Annotated in this window: 18 protein-coding genes; 11 read left to right on the top strand and 7 right to left on the bottom strand. The window is 72.6% G+C overall.

Annotation, left to right across the window (positions count from 1 at the left end):
- Window positions 1–175 precede the first annotated feature (175 nt).
- Window positions 176–760 (top strand): PadR family transcriptional regulator, encoded by a 585-nt coding sequence (locus AB0M28_RS11290; RefSeq protein ID WP_365401393.1) that lies wholly within the window; start codon window positions 176–178, stop codon window positions 758–760.
- Between the two features lie 45 nt (window positions 761–805).
- On the opposite strand, the gene AB0M28_RS11285 is transcribed toward AB0M28_RS11290, so the two are convergent.
- On the bottom strand, window positions 806–1,495 hold the full coding sequence (locus AB0M28_RS11285; protein WP_365401391.1) for a DUF4232 domain-containing protein: 690 nt from the start codon (window positions 1,493–1,495) through the stop codon (window positions 806–808).
- 158 nt (window positions 1,496–1,653) lie between these two features.
- Here AB0M28_RS11285 and AB0M28_RS11280 point away from each other — a divergent pair, with 158 nt between their 5' ends.
- Both AB0M28_RS11280 and AB0M28_RS11275 read left to right on the top strand, forming a co-directional pair.
- Window positions 1,654–2,688, top strand: coding sequence for an EamA family transporter (locus AB0M28_RS11280; RefSeq protein WP_365401388.1), 1,035 nt, complete (start codon window positions 1,654–1,656; stop codon window positions 2,686–2,688).
- Between the two features lie 175 nt (window positions 2,689–2,863).
- Entirely contained in the window at window positions 2,864–3,853 is a 990-nt protein-coding gene (locus AB0M28_RS11275) for an EamA family transporter (RefSeq protein ID WP_365401385.1), read from the top strand.
- A 58-nt stretch (window positions 3,854–3,911) separates the two neighbouring features.
- Here the strand turns inward: AB0M28_RS11275 and AB0M28_RS11270 are convergent, their stop codons facing one another.
- Together AB0M28_RS11270 and AB0M28_RS11265 are read right to left on the bottom strand one after the other, a co-directional pair.
- A complete protein-coding gene (locus tag AB0M28_RS11270; protein ID WP_365401382.1) occupies window positions 3,912–4,550 on the bottom strand; it encodes an FMN-binding negative transcriptional regulator in 639 nt (212 codons plus the stop codon).
- Window positions 4,544–5,221, bottom strand: coding sequence for a pyridoxamine 5'-phosphate oxidase family protein (locus AB0M28_RS11265; RefSeq protein WP_365401379.1), 678 nt, complete (start codon window positions 5,219–5,221; stop codon window positions 4,544–4,546). Before AB0M28_RS11265 ends, AB0M28_RS11270 begins: the two co-directional genes overlap by 7 nt.
- 35 nt (window positions 5,222–5,256) lie before the next feature.
- Here AB0M28_RS11265 and AB0M28_RS11260 point away from each other — a divergent pair, with 35 nt between their 5' ends.
- Window positions 5,257–6,588 (top strand): aminotransferase class I/II-fold pyridoxal phosphate-dependent enzyme, encoded by a 1,332-nt coding sequence (locus AB0M28_RS11260; RefSeq protein ID WP_365401376.1) that lies wholly within the window; start codon window positions 5,257–5,259, stop codon window positions 6,586–6,588.
- 58 nt (window positions 6,589–6,646) lie between these two features.
- Here the strand turns inward: AB0M28_RS11260 and AB0M28_RS11255 are convergent, their stop codons facing one another.
- Window positions 6,647–7,618, bottom strand: a complete 972-nt coding sequence (locus tag AB0M28_RS11255; protein ID WP_365401373.1) for an EamA family transporter — start codon at window positions 7,616–7,618, stop codon at window positions 6,647–6,649.
- A gap of 74 nt (window positions 7,619–7,692) precedes the next feature.
- Between AB0M28_RS11255 and AB0M28_RS11250 the strand changes: the two genes are divergently transcribed.
- Window positions 7,693–8,598 carry a LysR family transcriptional regulator gene (locus tag AB0M28_RS11250; protein ID WP_365401370.1) on the top strand — a complete coding sequence of 302 codons (906 nt, stop codon included), beginning with the start codon at window positions 7,693–7,695 and terminating at the stop codon, window positions 8,596–8,598.
- Window positions 8,599–8,651: 53 nt separating this feature from the next.
- On the opposite strand, the gene AB0M28_RS11245 is transcribed toward AB0M28_RS11250, so the two are convergent.
- A complete protein-coding gene (locus AB0M28_RS11245) occupies window positions 8,652–9,122 on the bottom strand; it encodes a pyridoxamine 5'-phosphate oxidase family protein (protein ID WP_365401367.1) in 471 nt (156 codons plus the stop codon).
- 114 nt (window positions 9,123–9,236) lie between these two features.
- Here AB0M28_RS11245 and AB0M28_RS11240 point away from each other — a divergent pair, with 114 nt between their 5' ends.
- Both AB0M28_RS11240 and AB0M28_RS11235 read left to right on the top strand, forming a co-directional pair.
- Window positions 9,237–9,884 (top strand): cysteine hydrolase, encoded by a 648-nt coding sequence (locus AB0M28_RS11240; protein ID WP_365401364.1) that lies wholly within the window; start codon window positions 9,237–9,239, stop codon window positions 9,882–9,884.
- 89 nt (window positions 9,885–9,973) lie between these two features.
- Complete coding sequence (locus tag AB0M28_RS11235) at window positions 9,974–11,128, top strand: PP2C family protein-serine/threonine phosphatase (protein WP_365401361.1); 1,155 nt, start codon at window positions 9,974–9,976, stop codon at window positions 11,126–11,128.
- Between the two features lie 73 nt (window positions 11,129–11,201).
- Here AB0M28_RS11235 and AB0M28_RS11230 read toward each other — a convergent pair whose 3' ends face one another.
- Window positions 11,202–11,690: a Rieske (2Fe-2S) protein gene (locus AB0M28_RS11230; RefSeq protein WP_365401358.1), complete on the bottom strand. Its 489-nt coding sequence runs from the start codon at window positions 11,688–11,690 to the stop codon at window positions 11,202–11,204.
- A gap of 179 nt (window positions 11,691–11,869) precedes the next feature.
- On the opposite strand from AB0M28_RS11230, the gene AB0M28_RS11225 reads away from it, so the two are divergent.
- Entirely contained in the window at window positions 11,870–12,625 is a 756-nt protein-coding gene (locus AB0M28_RS11225) for a DUF72 domain-containing protein (RefSeq protein WP_365401355.1), read from the top strand.
- Window positions 12,626–12,653: 28 nt separating this feature from the next.
- On the opposite strand, the gene AB0M28_RS11220 is transcribed toward AB0M28_RS11225, so the two are convergent.
- Window positions 12,654–13,676: a glycoside hydrolase family 6 protein gene (locus AB0M28_RS11220; RefSeq protein WP_365401352.1), complete on the bottom strand. Its 1,023-nt coding sequence runs from the start codon at window positions 13,674–13,676 to the stop codon at window positions 12,654–12,656.
- A 324-nt stretch (window positions 13,677–14,000) separates the two neighbouring features.
- Here AB0M28_RS11220 and AB0M28_RS11215 point away from each other — a divergent pair, with 324 nt between their 5' ends.
- The 3 genes from AB0M28_RS11215 to AB0M28_RS11205 are packed head-to-tail and all read left to right on the top strand — an operon-like array spanning window position 14,001 to window position 16,856.
- A complete protein-coding gene (locus AB0M28_RS11215; protein ID WP_365401349.1) occupies window positions 14,001–15,053 on the top strand; it encodes a type III polyketide synthase in 1,053 nt (350 codons plus the stop codon).
- Window positions 15,054–15,099: 46 nt separating this feature from the next.
- Window positions 15,100–16,308: a cytochrome P450 gene (locus AB0M28_RS11210; protein WP_365401346.1), complete on the top strand. Its 1,209-nt coding sequence runs from the start codon at window positions 15,100–15,102 to the stop codon at window positions 16,306–16,308.
- Window positions 16,305–16,856, top strand: coding sequence for a cupin domain-containing protein (locus tag AB0M28_RS11205; protein ID WP_365401344.1), 552 nt, complete (start codon window positions 16,305–16,307; stop codon window positions 16,854–16,856). The genes AB0M28_RS11210 and AB0M28_RS11205 overlap by 4 nt, the downstream gene beginning before the upstream one ends.
- The last annotated feature ends 126 nt before the right edge of the window (window positions 16,857–16,982 follow it).

Raw genomic sequence — 16,982 nt, 5'->3', positions numbered from 1 at the left:
CAGGAGCGGTGTCTTGACGACTCATGCCCGAAGCATAGCGCTTTTATATTCACAGTTTATGGAAATGGTCGACCGGCCGAGACTTCCGGTGGAGGGACTTGTCGTAAACCAGTTTCCGATATATCGTCGAGACATCGCGATGCTCTCGCGACCCAACGAAGAAAGGTTTACGATCATGCGACCCCCTCACTATGCACACGGAGGCGGCCCCCGTGACGGCCGCCGCGCTGCGTTCGGTCCCTTCGGACCGCCCTTCGGCCCGTTCGGCGGGCCCGGCCCCTTCGGTCCCCGAGGCCGCGGCGGACACCGCGGGCGCGCCCGCCGGGGCGATGTCCGCGCGTCGATCCTGGCGCTGCTCAAGGACCGGCCGATGCACGGCTACGAGATGATCCAGGAGATCGCCGAGCGCAGCGGCGGTGCCTGGAAGCCGAGCCCCGGCTCGGTCTACCCCACCCTTCAGCTCCTCGAGGACGAGGGCCTGATCAGCAGTGAGTCGGAGGGCGGCAAGAAGCTCTTCACCCTCACCGACGCGGGCCGTACCGAGGCCGACGCCGGTCCGGACGCCCCCTGGGCGGACGCCGGCCGCAGTGTCGACTGGGAGGCTATGCAGGAGATCGGCCAGGCGGGCATGGCCCTCGCCGAGGCGTTCCGCCAGGCCTGGACGACCGGTACGCCGGAGCAGCGCGAGAAGGCGCTCGCCGTCGTCAACGACGCCCGCAAGAAGCTCTACCTCATCCTCGCCGACGAGGATGAGAGCTGAGAGGGAGCCCGCCGCTGCTCCGGTGGGCCCTCCCGGGACGGACGGCTACCGCGCCGGACCCGTCCCCGCGGCGAGCGGCCGCACGCTGATGCGCCCGCTGCTGCACACCTCGCCGAACGGCCAGCGGACGTCCGTATGCGTCCGCTGGTCCGGCGGGATCACTTCCAGCACCGCCGCGGCCCGCTGACAGGGCCCGGTGGTGCTGTCGCCCGTTCCGGGCACCTGCGACCAGTTCAGCCGCGCCCAGATGGCCGCCCCCGGCCGGACCGTCAGCTGCACCGGCGTGACGGTGCGGTCGCGGACCACCAGCGTGGGCAGGTCGCGCCCGTCCGCCGCGACCAGCTGCAGCCCCGGGTAGCCCTGCGTACGGCAGGGGCTGTCCGAGACGTTGGTCAGCACCAGCGCCGTGTAGCGGTTGCCCGCCGCCGGGTTGAGCAGCCGCAGCGAACCCTTCAGCGCCGCCGTCGCGCACCAGGCGGGGCGGGACGAGGTGTCCTGCTGGGCGCCCGCCCCGCTGTCCTGCGCCGTGCCCTCGCCGGAGCCCTCGGGGGTGCCCGCGTCCGAGCTGCTCGACGGGGGTGCCGCCTCGCTCGGCGCAGGCGACTCCTGCTCGGACGTGTTCTTCCGTACTGCCTGGTCCCCTTGCTCCCCTTGGTCCCCGGTGCCGCAGCCGGCCGCCAGCAGGCCGGCCAGGGCAACGGCCGTGAGCGCGGCGCGGGTTCGGGATCGGTTCATGACGTCCTCCTTCGCTCGGGATGACCGTGCCGAAAGGTGGTGCCGGTGCTTGGACTCGGAAGTGGTGCCAGAGGTTCCGTCCGTACGTCTACCCGCTGTACGTCGGTAAGGTGCCACCGCTGGTGACACTCCTGACGGCGAGGTGTCATGATGTGCGGATGCACAACTCTCAGGGGCGGAACGCCGGGCTGGGCCTTGCCCTGGCGTCGGCGCTCGCATTCGGTGGTTCGGGGGTCGCGGCCAAGCCGCTGATCGAGGCGGGACTCGACCCGTTGCACGTCGTCTGGCTGCGGGCGGCGGGCGCCGCCCTGGTCCTGCTGCCGCTCGCCTGGCGCCACCGATCCCTGCTGCGCACCCACCCCGCCCTGCTGGCCGGCTTCGGGCTGCTGGGCGTGGCCGGCGTGCAGGCCTTCTACTTCGCCGCCATCGCGAAGATCCCCGTCGGCGTCGCCCTGCTCATCGAGTACCTGGGCCCCGCCCTGGTGCTGGGCTGGATCCGCTTCGTCCAGCGCCGCCCCGTGTCGCGTGCCGCGGCGATCGGCGTCGTGCTCGCGGTCACCGGGCTCGCCTGCGTGGTCGAGGTGTGGGCGGGGATGCGCTTCGACGTGGTCGGTGTCCTGCTGGGGCTCGGCGCGGCCGTGTGCCAGGCGTCGTACTTCATCCTCGGCGACCACGGCACCGACAGCGACGACGGTGCGCCCGATCCGCTCGGCGTGATCGCGTACGGACTGCTGATCGGTGCCGTCGTGCTCACCGTGGTGGCGCGTCCCTGGGGGATGGACTGGTCGGTGCTCGGCGGGAAGGCGGAGCTCGGCTCGGCGTCGGTGCCCGCCGTGCTGCTGCTCGGCTGGGTGGTGCTGGTCGCCACCGTCATCGCGTACCTCACCGGGATCGTCTCGCTGCGCCTGCTGTCCCCGCAGGTGGCCGGCGTGGTGGCGTTCCTGGAGGCGATCGTGGCCACGGTGCTGGCCTGGGTGCTGCTCGGCGAGCACCTCTCCGCCCCGCAGCTGGCCGGCGGGGCGCTGGTGCTGGTCGGCGCGTTCATCGCCCAGACCTCGCGGCCCAAGACGGCCGCCGCCGAGCCCGTCGCCTCCGGCGGACCGGGGGCCGAGGAGCGGGACGCGGAGGCGGTCACCGGCGACCGGGTCCCGGACTCCGAGACGGGATTGCCGGTCGGCGGTCCGGCGGCCTAGGGTCGTGGCCATGCCGCGCACCACTGTTCTTCCGCCCCCCGCCGCGTAGGGCGGGCCGCACCGGGAAGCCGCCGGGGCCGCCGATCCCGTCAGGGACACGGCCGGACCCCGCGCCGGTCGCCGCTGCCCGCAGAAGGGACAACGCGACCACTTCCTTCACGCGCGGAGAGTTCACGTGCAGAATCACACGTCCGCCCTGTCCACGGGGCGGGGACTGTTCTACCTGGTCATCGCTGGAGCCGCCTGGGGTACGGCGGGAGCCGGCGCCTCGCTGGTGTACCGGATCAGCGATCTGGGCCCCGTGGGCCTGTCCTTCTACCGCCATGCCGGCGGCACCCTGCTGATGCTGCTCCTGCTGGCGGTTCGCGGCCGGCGGCCGCGGACCCGGCCCGCGGGACGCCGGGCGCCGATGCGTACCTGGGTGCGCCGGGTGGTGACGGCGCTGAGCATGGCGCTGTTCCAGACCGCCTACTTCGGTGCAGTCCAGTCGACCGGGCTGGCCGTCGGAACGGTGGTCACCCTGGGCGCCGGACCGGTGCTCATCGCCTTCGGCGGACGGGCGTTCCTCGGTGAGCGCATCGGACGCGGCGGGCTCGCCGCCGTGGCGGGGGCGCTGGCGGGGCTCGTCGTGCTGGTGCTCGGCGGCTCGGACGCCACCGTCCGCCCGCTCGGCGTGGTCCTCGCGCTCCTCTCCGCGTCCGGTTACGCCACCACGACGCTCATCACCCGGTGGACCGGACAGTCGGGCGACGGTGAGGACGCCGTGACGACGACCGCCTGGACGTTCGGCCTCGGCTGCCTTCCGCTGCTGCCGGCGGCCGTCGCGGAGGGCCTGCTGCCCCAGACGCAGGACACCGTCCAGCTGCCCCTGCTGCTGGCCTACATCGTGCTTGTGCCAACGGCGCTCGCGTACGTCCTGTACTTCGGCGGCGCGACCGTCGTACGGGCCGCCACGGTCTCCGTGATCATGCTGATCGAGCCGGTGAGCGCCGCCGTCATCGCGGTGACCCTGCTCGGCGAGGACCTGACGGTCGCCACCGTCGCCGGCACGGTGCTGCTCCTGGCCGCCGTCACCGCCCTCACCCTGGCGGAGGCACGCGAGGCGGCGAGCGCCCGCCGGGTGGAGCGGGCGCCGCTGCCGGCGGTCGCGGCGGCTCGCGACTGACCCGCGCGCGTAGGTGCCCGGAGGCGGGCACCTACGCGGAGGCGGCCGGGCGGCGCACCTACGCGGAGGCGTCCATCCTGCGCACCAGTTGGGCGCGCGCCGCCGCGTCGAGCGGGGCGCCCCGCTCGGCCAGGCCCGCGGCGACCCGCTCCTGGACGTACCGCGAGTTCTTCCCGGCGTACTTGAACTTCGCCCGTACCCCCGTGACCTCCAGCCGCAGCCCGCGGATTCCCGCCAGCAGCCTGCCGAACGGCTCGGTGCCCGGTTCGATCGGGGCGTGCGTGTCCGCGCCCTGGAAGTGCGCCATCTGCCGGGTGAGCAGCGCGGCCTTCTCCCCGGGGTCGTCCACCACGTGCGCCGTGCAGCGCAGCTGGACGGCGGCGTAGAAGCTGGTGGGCACCCCGTGTTCGGCCGGTACGCCCTCCTCGGCCTTCCAGGCACCGTGCACGAAGGCGTAGTCGTCGACCACGCTGAGCAGCACCTGCGGTGCCGCCTCGATGGCCTTCACGACCGGATTGGGCCGCGCCAGGTGGGTCACGACCTCGGCCCGTTCGGCGTCGTAGGCGAAGTGCACCGGCTGGACGAACGGCGGCTCGCCCGCCGGGCCGTTCACCGCCAGCTGGCCGAAGTCGTGCCGGGCGAGCCAGCCCTGCCATTCGGCGTCGTCCTGCGGGGCGTCCCAGGGGTGGATCAGCACGGCACGGCCTCCTGACCCAGCTCCGCCAGATAGCCGGGGGTGGTCACGCCGGCCGCCAGATCGGCGGACGGCAGCGGCTCGCCGTACACGGTGCGCACCGGGACGACGCCCGCCCAGTAGGGCAGGCCCTTGTCCTCCTCGTCGTCGTTCGCGCCGCCGGTACGGACCTTCGCCGAGACCTCCGCCAGATCGATGACCAGCACCGCCGTCGCAGCGAGCTCCTTGGCGTTCGCCGGCCGGGAGTCGGCGGAGCGGCCCGCGACGACGTGGTCGACCAGCGCGTCCAGCGCCTCGGCCCTGGCCACCGGGTCGGTCACCTGGCGGGCGGTGCCCTGCACCACGACCGAGCGGTAGTTGATGGAGTGGTGGAACGCCGAGCGGGCCAGCACCAGCCCGTCGACGTGGGTCACGGTCAGGCACACCGGCAGACCCGGGTCCGCCGCCTGTCCGGCCATCCGCAGCGGGCGCGAACCCGTCGACCCGTGGACGTACAGCTTCTCGTCGACGCGTCCGTAGAGGGTCGGCAGGACGACGGGGGCGCCGTCGCGTATGAAGCCGAGATGGCAGACGTACCCTTCGTCGAGGATCGAGTGCACCAGCTCGCGGTCGTAGGACGCGCGCTCCTTCGACCGGGTGGGGACGTTGCGGTCGGTCGTGGGGTAGCTTCCCATGGCGGGCTCCATTGCACTAGTGCATAATGTTGTTTGTGCTAGGAGAATACATGATCACGGGTCGGCGGGCAGCCGAGATCTCGGCCGACATCGAGCGGGCGGTGGGGGAGGGGCGCCTCGCCCCCGGCGAACTGCTGCCCCCGATGCGCCAGTTGGCGGAGCAGCTGGGGGTCAATCCGAACACGATCGCGTCCGCCTACCGGACGCTGCGTGAGCGCGGGGTGATCGAGACCGACGGCCGCCGCGGCAGCCGGGTGCGGGCGCGGCCGTCCACCACCGCCCGTGAGCGGATCCGGGTGGAGGTCCCCGAGGGCACGCGCGACCTCGCCGACGGCAACCCGGACCTCGCGCTGCTGCCGTCCCTGGCCGACGCCCTCGCGTACGCCGCGGACCGGGCGGCGGAGGCACCCGTGCTGTACGGCACGGCGGCCGCCCGCCCGGACCTCCTGGCGCTCGCGCGCGAGGCGTTCACGGCGGACGGAGTCCCGGACGGCCCGGTCGCCGTCACCTCCGGGACGCTGGACGCGATCGAGCGGCTGCTGACGGCGCATCTGCGGCCCGGCGACGCGGTCGCCGTGGAGGACCCGGGCTGGGGTGCGGTGCTGGACCTGCTCCCGGCGATGGGCCTGCGGTCCGTACCGGTCGCGCTGGACGACGACGGGCCGCTGCCGCACGCGGTGGAGCAGGCCCTGGCCGAGGGCGCCCGCGCGCTCGTCGTCACCGTCCGCGCGCAGAACCCCACGGGCGCCGCCGTCTCCGCCCGGCGCGCGGGCGAGCTGCGCGCGGTGCTGGCGCGGCATCCCGAGGTGCTGGTCATCGAGGACGACCACGGACACCACATCGTCGACCTGCCGGTGCACCCGCTCGCCGGGGTCACCACGCACTGGGCCTTCGTCCGCTCGGCCGCCAAGGCGTACGGACCGGATCTGCGGCTCGGGGTCTTCACCGGCGACCAGGTGTCGGTGGACCGGGTGCTGGGCCGGCAGCGGCTCGGCGTCGGCTGGGTCAGCCACCTGCTCCAGGACGCGGTGGCGGAGCTGTGGCGTACCGGCGCGGTCGATCCGCGCGCGGTGGCCGCCGCGTACCGGGAGCGCCGCGACGCGCTCATCGGACGGCTCGCGGCGCGGGGCGTGGCCGCGCACGGCCGCAGCGGGATGAACGTGTGGATCCCGGTGCCCGACGAGACGGGCGCGGTGGCCCGGCTGATCCAGGCGGGCTGGGCGGTCGCCCCCGGGGCGCGCTTCCGGCTGGCCTCCCCGCCGGGGATCCGGGTCACCGTGTCGCGCCTGGCGGCGGACGACATCGGGCCGCTGGCCGAGGACCTCGCCTCGGCCTGCGGCCCGGTCGCCTCGCGGCACTACGGGTGACTTGCGGCGCTGTCGAGAGACCCGCGGCGCGGTGAGTGCCCCGCGGTACCACGGGTGATCAGCGCCGCGGCCTGCTCTGGGTGAGGGCGGCTCCCGCCAGTACGACCAGCGCCCCCACCGGCGTGTTCCACCCCAGCTCCTCGCCCAGCAGCAGGAAGCCGGCCGCGGTCGCGATCACCGGGATGAAGTACGTGACCATGGTGGCCGTCGTCGGGCCGACCTCCGCGACCAGCCCGTACTGCAGCAGGAACGCGACCCCCGTGCCGAGCGCCCCCAGCGCCAGCACGGACAGCAGCGGGAGCAGCGGGAAGGACGTCGGCAGCGGCGTGAAGAAGGCCGTCGCCACGACCAGTTGCACCGTGCCCAGCAGCAGCTGTGCGCCGGCCATCGACAGGTTGGAGTCGCCGCGCCCGGCCAGCGTGCGGCGGACGTACAGCCAGCCCACCGCGTAGCTGGCGGAGGCGATCAGCGCCATAGCCGTACCTGCCGGGTCCTGGCCGGAGAAGCCCTGCCAGGCGCCCAGCACCACCAGCACGCCGGCGAAACCGACGCCCAGGCCCGCCACCTTGCGCCGGGTCGGGCGGTCGTCGGACAGGGCGGTGAGCGACAGCAGCATGCTCCACAGCGGGGTGGTGGCGTTGCAGATGCCCGCCAGCGCCGACGGGATGGTCGTCTCGGCGTACGCGAAGAGGGTGAACGGCAGCGCGTTCAGGAGGAAGGAGGCGACGGCGATGTGCCCCCAGGTGCGGGCGCCGCGCGGCAGCCGCTCCCGCTTCCACAGCAGCGCGCCCATCAGCACCGCGGTGCCGAAGACCATCCGCCCGAGGGTCACCTGCAGCGGGGCGAAGCCGTCGGTGCCGACCTTGATGAACAGGAAGCTGAAGCCCCAGATGAGCGAGAGGGCCCCGAACCGGATCCGCCAGTCGAGCACCCGGCGGGACGGGGCCGTCGCGGCGCCGGCGGTGGTCCCCGGCGTGGCGGCGGGGGAGGCGGAGGAGGGCTGCTTCGGGGTGTCGACTGCGGTGGTCATGATGGCTATGTTGCCCGCCGCAACCTCGTAGCACCAGCGAGACTTTCTTCGCCGTATTGCGTAGCATCACTTATATGAATCTCGAGCGCCTCCGTACCCTGGCGGCCGTCGCGCGGCACGGCTCCGTGAGCGCCGCCGCCGAGGGCCTGCACGTGACGACGTCGGCCGTCTCCCAGCAGCTGGCCAAGCTGGAGCGGGAGGCCGGTCAGCAGCTGCTCGCCAAGCACGGGCGCGGCGTCCGGCTGACGGACGCCGGACGGCTGCTCTCCGAGCACGCCGTGCGCATCCTGTCCCAGGTCGAGGTGGCGCAGGCGGACCTGGAGGCGCACCGCGGACAGGCCGTGGGGGACCTCACCGTCGCGGCCTTCCCGACCGCCGCCCGGGGTCTCGGCCCCCTGGCCCTGACGGCGCTGCGGGCGCAGCATCCGGAGCTGCGGACGCGGCTGTGCGAGATGGAGCCGGACGACGCGCTGCCGGGCGTCGTACGCGGCGACTTCGACCTCGCGGTGGTGCTGGACTGGTACAACAAGCGGATGCCGCTGCCCCCGGGCCTGGCCCGGGCGGATCTGCTGGACGACGTGGCGGACGTCGCCCTGCCGGCCGGTCATCCGCTCGCGGACCGCGACGAGATCGATCTGGAGGACCTCGCGGACGACGAGTGGATCGCGTGGCCGCAGGGCGAGTTCTGCCGGGAGTGGCTGATGTTCACGATGCGCGGCAAGGGCATCGAGCCGCGCGTCATGCACACCGCCGAGGAGCACCACACCCAGCTGGCGCTGGTCGCCGCGGGCCTCGGCGTGGCCGTCGCGCCACGCCTGGGCCGCGGCCCGCTGCCCCCGGGCGTACGGGCGGTGCCGGTGCGCAACACCATGCGCCGCCACATCTACGCCGTGTGGCGCTCCGACGCCGACCGCCGCCCGTCGATCCGGGCGGCGGTGCGGGCGCTGCGGGAGGCGGGGGAGGGGGCGGGGGCGGGGTGAACCCCGTGGTTCCCCGCGGCCGGACGGGCTGATCCCGAATCCGGCAGGCGGGCTCAGCCCAGCCCGAGCTTGCGGAAGTCCCAGGAGGTCAGCGACTCGGGCGTCAGACGGATCCACGCGTGGCGCCCGTCGTACACCATCGCGTCCATCCCGAAGTTCTTCCGCGCGAACAGCCGCTCCGGCGCCTCGAGTTCCGCGCACGGCTCGCCCGTGCGCGGCGCCTCGCCGACGAACTCCGCCGTGCCGGTCAGCTCCACGCCGCGCAGCTCGCCGTACTCCTCGCCCGCGTCGACCACCACCGACAGCCGGGGCCGCTCGCGCAGCTGGGCCCAGCGGCGGCTGCGGGTGATCGAGTAGAGCCACAGGGAGGTGCCGTCCCACGCGAACCACAGCGGGCTGACGTGCGGGGTGCCGTCGGCGCCGGCCGTCGCGACCCGGCAGGTGCGCTCCGCGGCCAGGAACGCGTCCCGTTCGGCCGCCGTCATCATGATGCGCCGGCCGCGGCGCTGTCCGGTGCTGGTCATCCGTCCTCCGCACTGTTGCCATCTGACTGGGTGTCAGAAATCATGGATGCTCTTCCCCCGGGAGGCAACGGTGACCGCGGTCACGCGTCCCGGGCCCGCGTCGAAGGGGGCACCATGGCGGCATCCGGCAGCGTACTGGCGGACCTTGTCGCACCGCCGGACACCGTGCTGATGACCGTGGAGTGCCAGCGCGGCGTGGTCGGCCCCGACAGCGCCCTGCCCGAACTGGCCGAGGCGGCCCGTACGTCGGGCGCGCTCGCCAACGTGGCCCGGCTGGTGGCCGGCGCGCACGAGGCCGGCGTCCAGGTGCTGCACGCCGTGGCCGAACGCCGCCCCGACGGCCGGGGCGCGAGCCGCAACGCCCGGCTGTTCCGCGCCGCGGAGCGGCTGCCCGTACAGCAGTTGGCGGGCAGCGCGGCGGTACGGCTGGCGGATCCGGTGCCCGTCGCGGACGAGGACCTCGTCGTACGCCGCCTGCACGGCCTGTCGCCCCTCGCCGGCACGGGCGTGGACGCCCTGCTGCGCAACCTCGGCTGCCGCACGCTGATCGTCACCGGCGTCTCGGCCAACGTGGCCGTCCCGAACGCCGTCTTCGACGCCGTCAACCTCGGCTACACGGCGGTCGTCCCCGCGGACGCGATCGCGGGCGTTCCGGCGGACTACACCCAGGCGGTGCTCCGGCACTCCCTGGCCCTGGTCGCCACCCTGACCACGACGGACGACCTGCTGGGGTGCTGGAAGCGGGGCCGCCCCGCGGAGTGAACGGACTGTACCTTTAACCAGTAATTATTACCATTTCGATATCCTGTGGTGAACCAGGGCCTCGGCTGCTGTCATTCAGGAGGTAGTGCATGCGTCTGCCGCGGACGAGCGGTCGCGACCTACAGCGGATGCTGCCGCTGGCGGCGCTCGGGATCATCGCGATCGGCGATGTGCTGCTGGGCCCCGAGGTCGGCCTGCTACCCGTGTACGCCGCGGTCCCGGCGCTGGCGGCCGCGTGGGGCACCACCCGCTGGGTGGTCGCCAACGGCACGCTCGCCGCCGTGCTGTGCGTGTTCTCCGCCGCGTACGGCGGGGTGCTCGGGCACACCCGGGTGTACATCGCCCTGCTCGCCATCGCCTTCGTCACCGTGGCCGCCGCGGTGGTCGGCGCGTTCCGCCGGCGGACCGAGCGCGAGCTGATGGCGGTCCGGGCGGTGGCCGACACGATGCAGCGCGTCCTGCTCTCCCCGCCGCCCGAACGCGCGGGACCGCTCGCCATGGCCGCCTCGTACGACTCCGCGGCCCGGGCGGCGCGGGTCGGCGGCGATCTGTACGAGGCGGTCGTCCTGCCCGACCGGGTGCGGTTCGTGGTCGCGGACGTCCAGGGCAAGGGGCTCGACGCGGTCCGCGTGGCCTCCGTCGTGCTGTCCGCCTTCCGGGAGTCGGCGCCGTACGCCGACCGGCTGGAGGAGACCGCCGACCGGATCGAGCGCGCGCTGGGCCGCCGTACGGACGGCGGACGCTTCGTCACCGCCGTGCTGGCCGAGGTGACCGCGGACGGCGGGCTCACCCTGCTCAACCACGGACATCCGGGTCCGCTGATCCTGCGCGCCGACGGAGGCGTGGAGTTGGCGGAGCCCGCCGACCCGGCCCCGCCGCTGGGCATGGCCGCGCTGTGCGACGCCGCTCCCGCCGTATACCGGCGCAAGCTCGCCCCGGGCGACAGGCTGCTGCTCTACACCGACGGGGTGACCGAGGCGCGTGACGCCGCGGGCGTCTTCTACCCGCTGCGGGACCGCGCCGGGACGGTGGTAGCGGCCTCCGGCCCCGCCGAGGCGCTGGGCCGGCTGCGCGCGGACCTCGCGGAGTACACGCGGGCGCAGGCGGCGGACGACTCCGCACTGATGCTCGTCGCGTACGACCCGGCCGGGGAGCGCCGCCGTCCGGGGGACGAACGCCCGGACCACCGACCGGAAGAGCGGGTCCGCGGGGCGGCCGGTGCGGACCTCGCGATGCGGACCTGAGGGGCGCACCTCGGGGGCGGGCCGGCCGCCGAGCGGAGACGTCCGGACCGCCCCCGAGGGGACCGCGCGGGCGCTACGACAGGTACAGCTCGTCGCCCTCCGTGCGCACCGAGGCGGGATCCAGCGGCCTGGTCGCCGGACCGTTCTTCACCGAGCCGTCCTCGATGGAGTACTTGCTGCCGTGGCAGGCGCAGTTGATGGTTCCGTCGCTGACGGTCGCCACGATGCAGCCCTGGTGGGTGCAGACGGCGGAGAACGCCTTGAACTCGCCCTTCGCGGGCTGGGTCACGACGACCTTGTCGTCCTTGAAGATCTTGCCGCCGCCCTCGGGGATGTCCGAGGTCTTCGCAAGCTCGCCGGCCTCCTCACCGGAGTCCTCCGTGGCCTCCTGCAAAGGCTCCCCTCCGGTGCTCTGCGTGGCGTCCGGAGTCCCGCCCGTGTCACCGCTTCCCGAGTCGTCCGACCCGCAGGCGGCGAGCGCCGCCGTCAGCCCCACCGCTCCCGCGGCGGCGACCACGGTGCGCCGCGGCGCACTCCGTCCGTTTTCCAGCGATCCATTCATGGCTTGCGAACCTCTGCTCACAGGGGACGTTTCAGCCCCTCCATACGTACACGCCCCCGTGTGTGTTCAGCGGCCGCTGCGGATTCCTTGCCAGGCAGTCGACCCGAATCGACCGCGACGGGCCGCGGCGCCGGTGCCGTGCCCTCTCGGCGCCCTTCCCGTCATGTTCTGATGGGCGTATGCCCATCTTTGTCGGCACCTCGGGATGGCAGTACAAGGACTGGCGCGGCGTGCTGTACCCGGCCGGGGTGCCCCAACGGCTCTGGCTGGAGGAGTACGCGGCGGGTTTCGCCACGGTCGAGCTGAACAACGCCTTCTACCGGCTGCCGGACCGGGAGACCTTCGCGGCCTGGCGGGAGCGTACGCCGCAGGACTTCGTCATCGCGGTCAAGGCCAGCCGCTACCTGACCCACATCAAGCGGCTGCGCCAGCCCGAGGAGCCCGTGGGCCGGCTGATGGGCCATGCCGAGGCTCTCGGTGATCGGCTCGGTCCCGTGCTCCTGCAGCTCCCGCCGACCCTGCGTGCGGACACCGGGCTCCTGGACGAGTGCCTGAGTCACTTCCCGGCCGGCACCCGAGTCGCCGTCGAGCCCCGCCACGACTCCTGGTGGACGCCCGGGTTCCGCACGGTGCTCGAAAACCGCGGTGCCGCGCTGTGCTGGGCCGACGTCCAGGCCCGGCCGACCACGCCCCTGTGGCGGACCGCCGACTGGGGCTATCTGCGCCTGCACCTCGGACGTGCCCGGCCCTGGCCCCGCTACGGGCGGCAGTCCCTGCGCACATGGGTGCGACGACTCGCCGACACCTGGCCCGGGCACTGCGACATCCATGTGTATTTCAACAACGACCAGGGAGGAGCCGCGGTCCTGGACGCCGTCTCCTTCGCCCGCATCGCGGCGGCCGCGGACATGACCGTCAGCCGCACCCCGTGGTAGCCGCGTCGATCGGCTGTTCGTTCGCGGATCACTGGAGCATGCGGGTCGTGCGCTGCGTGTTCTGCGTCGTAGCGCGGGCCAGGCCGAGCGCGTGTTCGGGCCACCACGTTCCTGCGGGCGGGCCACCGCCGCATGAACCGTCGGAGTCACCCGGGTTCTTGATCCACAAGTAGGCGTCGACGAGGGGGTCGTCCGTCTTCGTCGTCGGCGGGTGACCCAGCGCCCGCCCCGGCGGGTTGCACCACGTGCCGAGGAGCGGACCGTTGCCGTTCCTGCTCGTGTCGAGGACGAAATGCTTGCCGCCCAGAAACTCGGAGATCCGCCGGCCGTAGGCCTTCAGGCTCGCGGTGGTCTGGAAGTTGGCGGTATTGAGTACGAATCCGTCGGACCGCTCGATCCCGGACTGCCGCAGCGGCGCCACGAGCTGCCACGGATCAGCGATCCAGCCGGAATTCCCGGCATCCAGATAAACCTTCACCCCGGGTTGTCGCTTGAGCCGGGCGACGGCCTTGGCGAGAAGTCGCGTCCGCTCCGCTCTCATTCCTTTCGGGGTGCACCCGTCCACCATGTGAGGCACCGCGTCGGGTTCGAGCACCACGATCGCCTTTCCGTTTCCGATCGCCTTGGCGAATGCGCCGATCCATCTCAGATACCGCTCGGCGTCCGGTGCGCCACCCGCGGAGTGCTGGCCGCAGTCGCGGTGGGGGATGTTGTAGGCGACGAGTACCGCGGTCTTCTTCTTCTTTTCCGCTCCGGCCATCACTCGTGCGATGTCGGGCACCGGGTCGTCCCACGCCACCCAGGTCGCCTGCGGCTGGTCGGAGATGCGCCGCAGGATCCGGGCGTCACGGGTGCGCCCTTCCAGCTTCCACTGCCTGACCTGGCGCGCCGCGTCGCTTTCCGGGTCGTTCCAGAACGGTGAGCTGTCGATGACACCGGGACGTACCGGGCTCGCCGGGCCGTGACTCGCGCCGGTCCGTCCGTCTGCGGCCGTGGCTCCGCTCACCACGGTGCCGATCGCCACGACCGCGGCCGTGGCAGGCACGAGCATGCGAGTGGATTTCAGGCAGGGCGAACCCGACATCTACTTCCCCAGTACGTGAGAGATCAGATCAGTCATCAAGATCGTGTCATATCGCCCATCTGTTCGCTTCGGTGGTGTCTGCCGACCGGGTGGGGAACTCCGCCCGGTTGGCGGAATCGCCGTGACCGGCTCGGGATCGATCCCGGAGGAAGCCGGAGGAAGCCGCCCGCGGATCTCTCCGGCATTTCCGAGCCGGTAGCCCGATCGGACTACGCCAGCAGGTTGGGTGCCCATGCCATCGGTCATGGTTGGCGATGGGGCTTCCAATTGGCGACAGAAAGGCATATCGCCGTGGCGATACTGTGCAAACCGGTCGTTTCCGTCCCGGAGCATGTGATTACCATGGAGGAAACGCTGAATCTGGCCCGCACGCTCCATGCCGACCACCCCCGGCTCGAACTCGGACTGCGTCTGATCGAGAACACCGGGGTGGCGAAGCGGCACATCGTGCAGCCGATCGAGGAAACGCTCAGACATCCGGGCTTCGAGGCGCGCAACGCGCTCTACGAGGCGGAGGCCAAGGCCCGGGTTCCGGCGGTGGTCCGGGAGGCGCTGGACGGGGCCGAGCTCGGCACCCGGGACATCGACCTGATCATCTACGTGTCGTGCACCGGCTTCATGATGCCGTCGCTCACCGCCTGGCTGATCAACACGATGGACTTTCCCAGCGACACCCGGCAGATACCCATAGCCCAGCTCGGCTGTGCCGCAGGCGGCGCCGCCGTGAACCGGGCGCACGACTTCTGTGTCGCGTATCCCGAGGCCAACGTGCTCATCGTGGCCTGCGAGTTCTGCTCCCTGTGCTATCAGCCCACGGACCTCGGTGTGGGAAACCTCCTCTCCAACGGCCTGTTCGGCGACGGCGTGGCCGCCGCCGTGGTGCGGGGCACCGGCGGCACCGGCATCTCCCTGGAGCGCAACGGCTCCTACCTCGTCCCCGGCACCGAGGAGTGGATCGCCTACGCCGTCCGCGCCACGGGCTTCCACTTCCAGCTCGACAAACGCGTCCCCGGCACGATGGAACCGCTGGCACCCGCCCTGCGGGAACTGGCCGGCTCGCACGGCTGGGACGCGTCCGACCTCGACTTCTACATCATCCACGCCGGCGGGCCGCGCATCCTCGACGACCTGAGCAAGTTCCTCGACGTACCGCCCGACGCGTTCCGCTTCAGCCGGGCGACGCTCACCGAGTACGGGAACATCGCCAGCGCCGTCGTCCTCGACGCCCTGCGCAGGCTCTTCGAGGAGGGCAGCGCAGCGAGCGAACACCGCGGAATGCTCGCCGGGTTCGGGCCCGGCATCACCGCCGAGATCGCTCTGGGCCGATGGACCACGACCGGCTGACCCGCGGCGCCCACCACCACCCACGAAGAAAGCAGGGATCAGCCCCGTGACCTCGCACCCGCAGACCCGACCGCCCGTGCACGACTGGCCCGCGCTGGACCTGCACGGCGTCGACTTCGACCCGGTGCTCTCCGAACTCATGCAGGAGGGCCCGATCACCCGGATCAGACTGCCCAACGGCACGGGCTGGGCCTGGCTGGTCAGCCGGTACGAAGACGTCAAAGCCGTGACCAACGACGACCGGTTCAGCCGCGAAGCCGTCGTGCCGGCCGACGTGACGCGCCTCGCGCCGCACTTCATCCCGGTCCCCGGCGCCGTGGGCTTCGCCGATCCGCCCGACCACACCCGGCTGCGGCGCGCCGTGGCCGCCGCGTTCACCAAACGCGGGGTGGAGCGGCTGCGCGAACGGACCCAGGACATCCTCGACGAGCTGGTGGACGGTCTGCTCCGGCAGGGGCCGCCCGCGGACTTCACCGAGCAGTTGCTCGTCCCGTTCCCGCTCGCCGTGATCTGCGACGTGATGGGCGTGCCCGCGGCCGACCAGCCCCGTATGCACGAGTGGACGTACAGCATCCTGTCCTCCTCCCAGGGGGCGGCGCGCAGCGAGGAGGCCAAGAACGCCATGGCCGCCTACTTCACCGAGCTGCTCCGCGAGCGCCGCGGCACCGGCGGCGAGGACGTCTGCGGACTCCTGGGCGCCGCGGTGGCGCGGGACGAGCTCAGCGAGGAGGAGGCGGTCGGGCTCGCCCTGCTGATCCAGATCGGCGGTGAGGCCGTGACGAACAACAGCGGCAACATGCTCTACATCCTCCTCACGCACCCCGAACACGCGGCCCGGCTGCGGGCCGAACCGGAGCTGCGCCCCCGGGCCGTCGACGAGCTCCTGCGCTACATCCCGCACCGCAGCGCGGTGGGCCTGTCCCGGGTGGCCACCGAGGACGTGGAGCTCTGCGGCGTGACCATCAAGGCCGGCGAGGCGGTCTACAACTCCTACCTGGCCGCCAACCGCGACGCCGAGGTCTTCCCGGACCCCGACACGATCGACTTCGAACGGTCGCCGAATCCGCATCTGGCCTTCGGACACGGCCCGCACTACTGCATCGGCGGGCTGCTGGCCAAGATGGAGTCCGAGTCGCTGGTCTCCACGGTCCTCGACCGTTTTCCGGGTCTGCGCTTGACGGTGCCGCCGGAGGAGGTCCCGTTCCGCCGCGGCGCGCTGATCCGCGGTCCCGAGGCGCTGCCGGTGACCTGGTGAGCGGGGGACCGGAGGGGTTCGTCGTACCCACCGGAGCGGGCCGTACGCTGCGCGCGCCCGCGCACGAGGTCACCTTCAAGGTGACCGGCGAGCACTCGCGCATCGCGTCGAGCTTCGAGGTGGTGGTGCCGCCCGGGTTCGACGTCGGCGCGCATGTGCACGCGCGCAGCGAGGAGCTCTTCTACGTACTCGAGGGTGAACTCGAGGTGCTGGCCTTCGAACCACGGGTGCGCACGCCGGACAACTGGCGCCACTGGGTCTCCTCCAGCGGACGGCGGGTGGTGCGGGCGACCGCCGGCACGGTGCTGGTGGTGCCCCCGGGCTGTCCGCACGCCTTCGCCAACCGGACCGGGGAACCGGCGAAGATGTTCTTCCAGTCCTCGCCGCCGCCGCATCACGAGGACTACTTCGAGGAGGTCCTCGAGCAGCTAGCCGATGGCGGCGGTCCGGACCCCGAGGCCATGGCGCGGCTGCGGGCTCGCTACGACATCGAGCAGCTGACGCCGATGCGTTACTCGGCTCCGCCGGTGCACTCCGACGGGCGCTGAAGGCGACCTCCGCGTCACCCGTTCGGAGTACCAGCTCCGTTGCCGGGGCGGGCCCGCGCTTCGTTCCCGTCGGCCGTGGGGTGACGCGCTCGGGGTGCAGCAGCCAACACCCGGACCGAGCATGAG

The organism is Streptomyces sp. NPDC051940, from assembly GCF_040680895.1.
Taxonomy (GTDB): Bacteria; Actinomycetota; Actinomycetes; order Streptomycetales; family Streptomycetaceae; genus Streptomyces.
Note: the sequence above shows the minus strand (reverse complement) of the source record. Positions and strands in the feature narration are given on the sequence as shown.

What these genes read in the sequence shown, in the direction of transcription:
- AB0M28_RS11290 (WP_365401393.1), top strand. Translation starts at nt 176, where the DNA reads ATGCGACCCCCTCACTATGCACACGGAGGCGGCCCCCGTGACGGCCGC.
- AB0M28_RS11285 (WP_365401391.1), bottom strand. Translation starts at nt 1,495, where the DNA reads ATGAACCGATCCCGAACCCGCGCCGCGCTCACGGCCGTTGCCCTGGCC.
- AB0M28_RS11280 (WP_365401388.1), top strand. Translation starts at nt 1,654, where the DNA reads ATGCACAACTCTCAGGGGCGGAACGCCGGGCTGGGCCTTGCCCTGGCG.
- AB0M28_RS11265 (WP_365401379.1), bottom strand. Translation starts at nt 5,221, where the DNA reads ATGGGAAGCTACCCCACGACCGACCGCAACGTCCCCACCCGGTCGAAG.
- AB0M28_RS11255 (WP_365401373.1), bottom strand. Translation starts at nt 7,618, where the DNA reads ATGACCACCGCAGTCGACACCCCGAAGCAGCCCTCCTCCGCCTCCCCC.
- AB0M28_RS11250 (WP_365401370.1), top strand. Translation starts at nt 7,693, where the DNA reads ATGAATCTCGAGCGCCTCCGTACCCTGGCGGCCGTCGCGCGGCACGGC.
- AB0M28_RS11245 (WP_365401367.1), bottom strand. Translation starts at nt 9,122, where the DNA reads ATGACCAGCACCGGACAGCGCCGCGGCCGGCGCATCATGATGACGGCG.
- AB0M28_RS11240 (WP_365401364.1), top strand. Translation starts at nt 9,237, where the DNA reads ATGGCGGCATCCGGCAGCGTACTGGCGGACCTTGTCGCACCGCCGGAC.
- AB0M28_RS11235 (WP_365401361.1), top strand. Translation starts at nt 9,974, where the DNA reads ATGCGTCTGCCGCGGACGAGCGGTCGCGACCTACAGCGGATGCTGCCG.
- AB0M28_RS11230 (WP_365401358.1), bottom strand. Translation starts at nt 11,690, where the DNA reads ATGAATGGATCGCTGGAAAACGGACGGAGTGCGCCGCGGCGCACCGTG.
- AB0M28_RS11225 (WP_365401355.1), top strand. Translation starts at nt 11,870, where the DNA reads ATGCCCATCTTTGTCGGCACCTCGGGATGGCAGTACAAGGACTGGCGC.
- AB0M28_RS11220 (WP_365401352.1), bottom strand. Translation starts at nt 13,676, where the DNA reads ATGCTCGTGCCTGCCACGGCCGCGGTCGTGGCGATCGGCACCGTGGTG.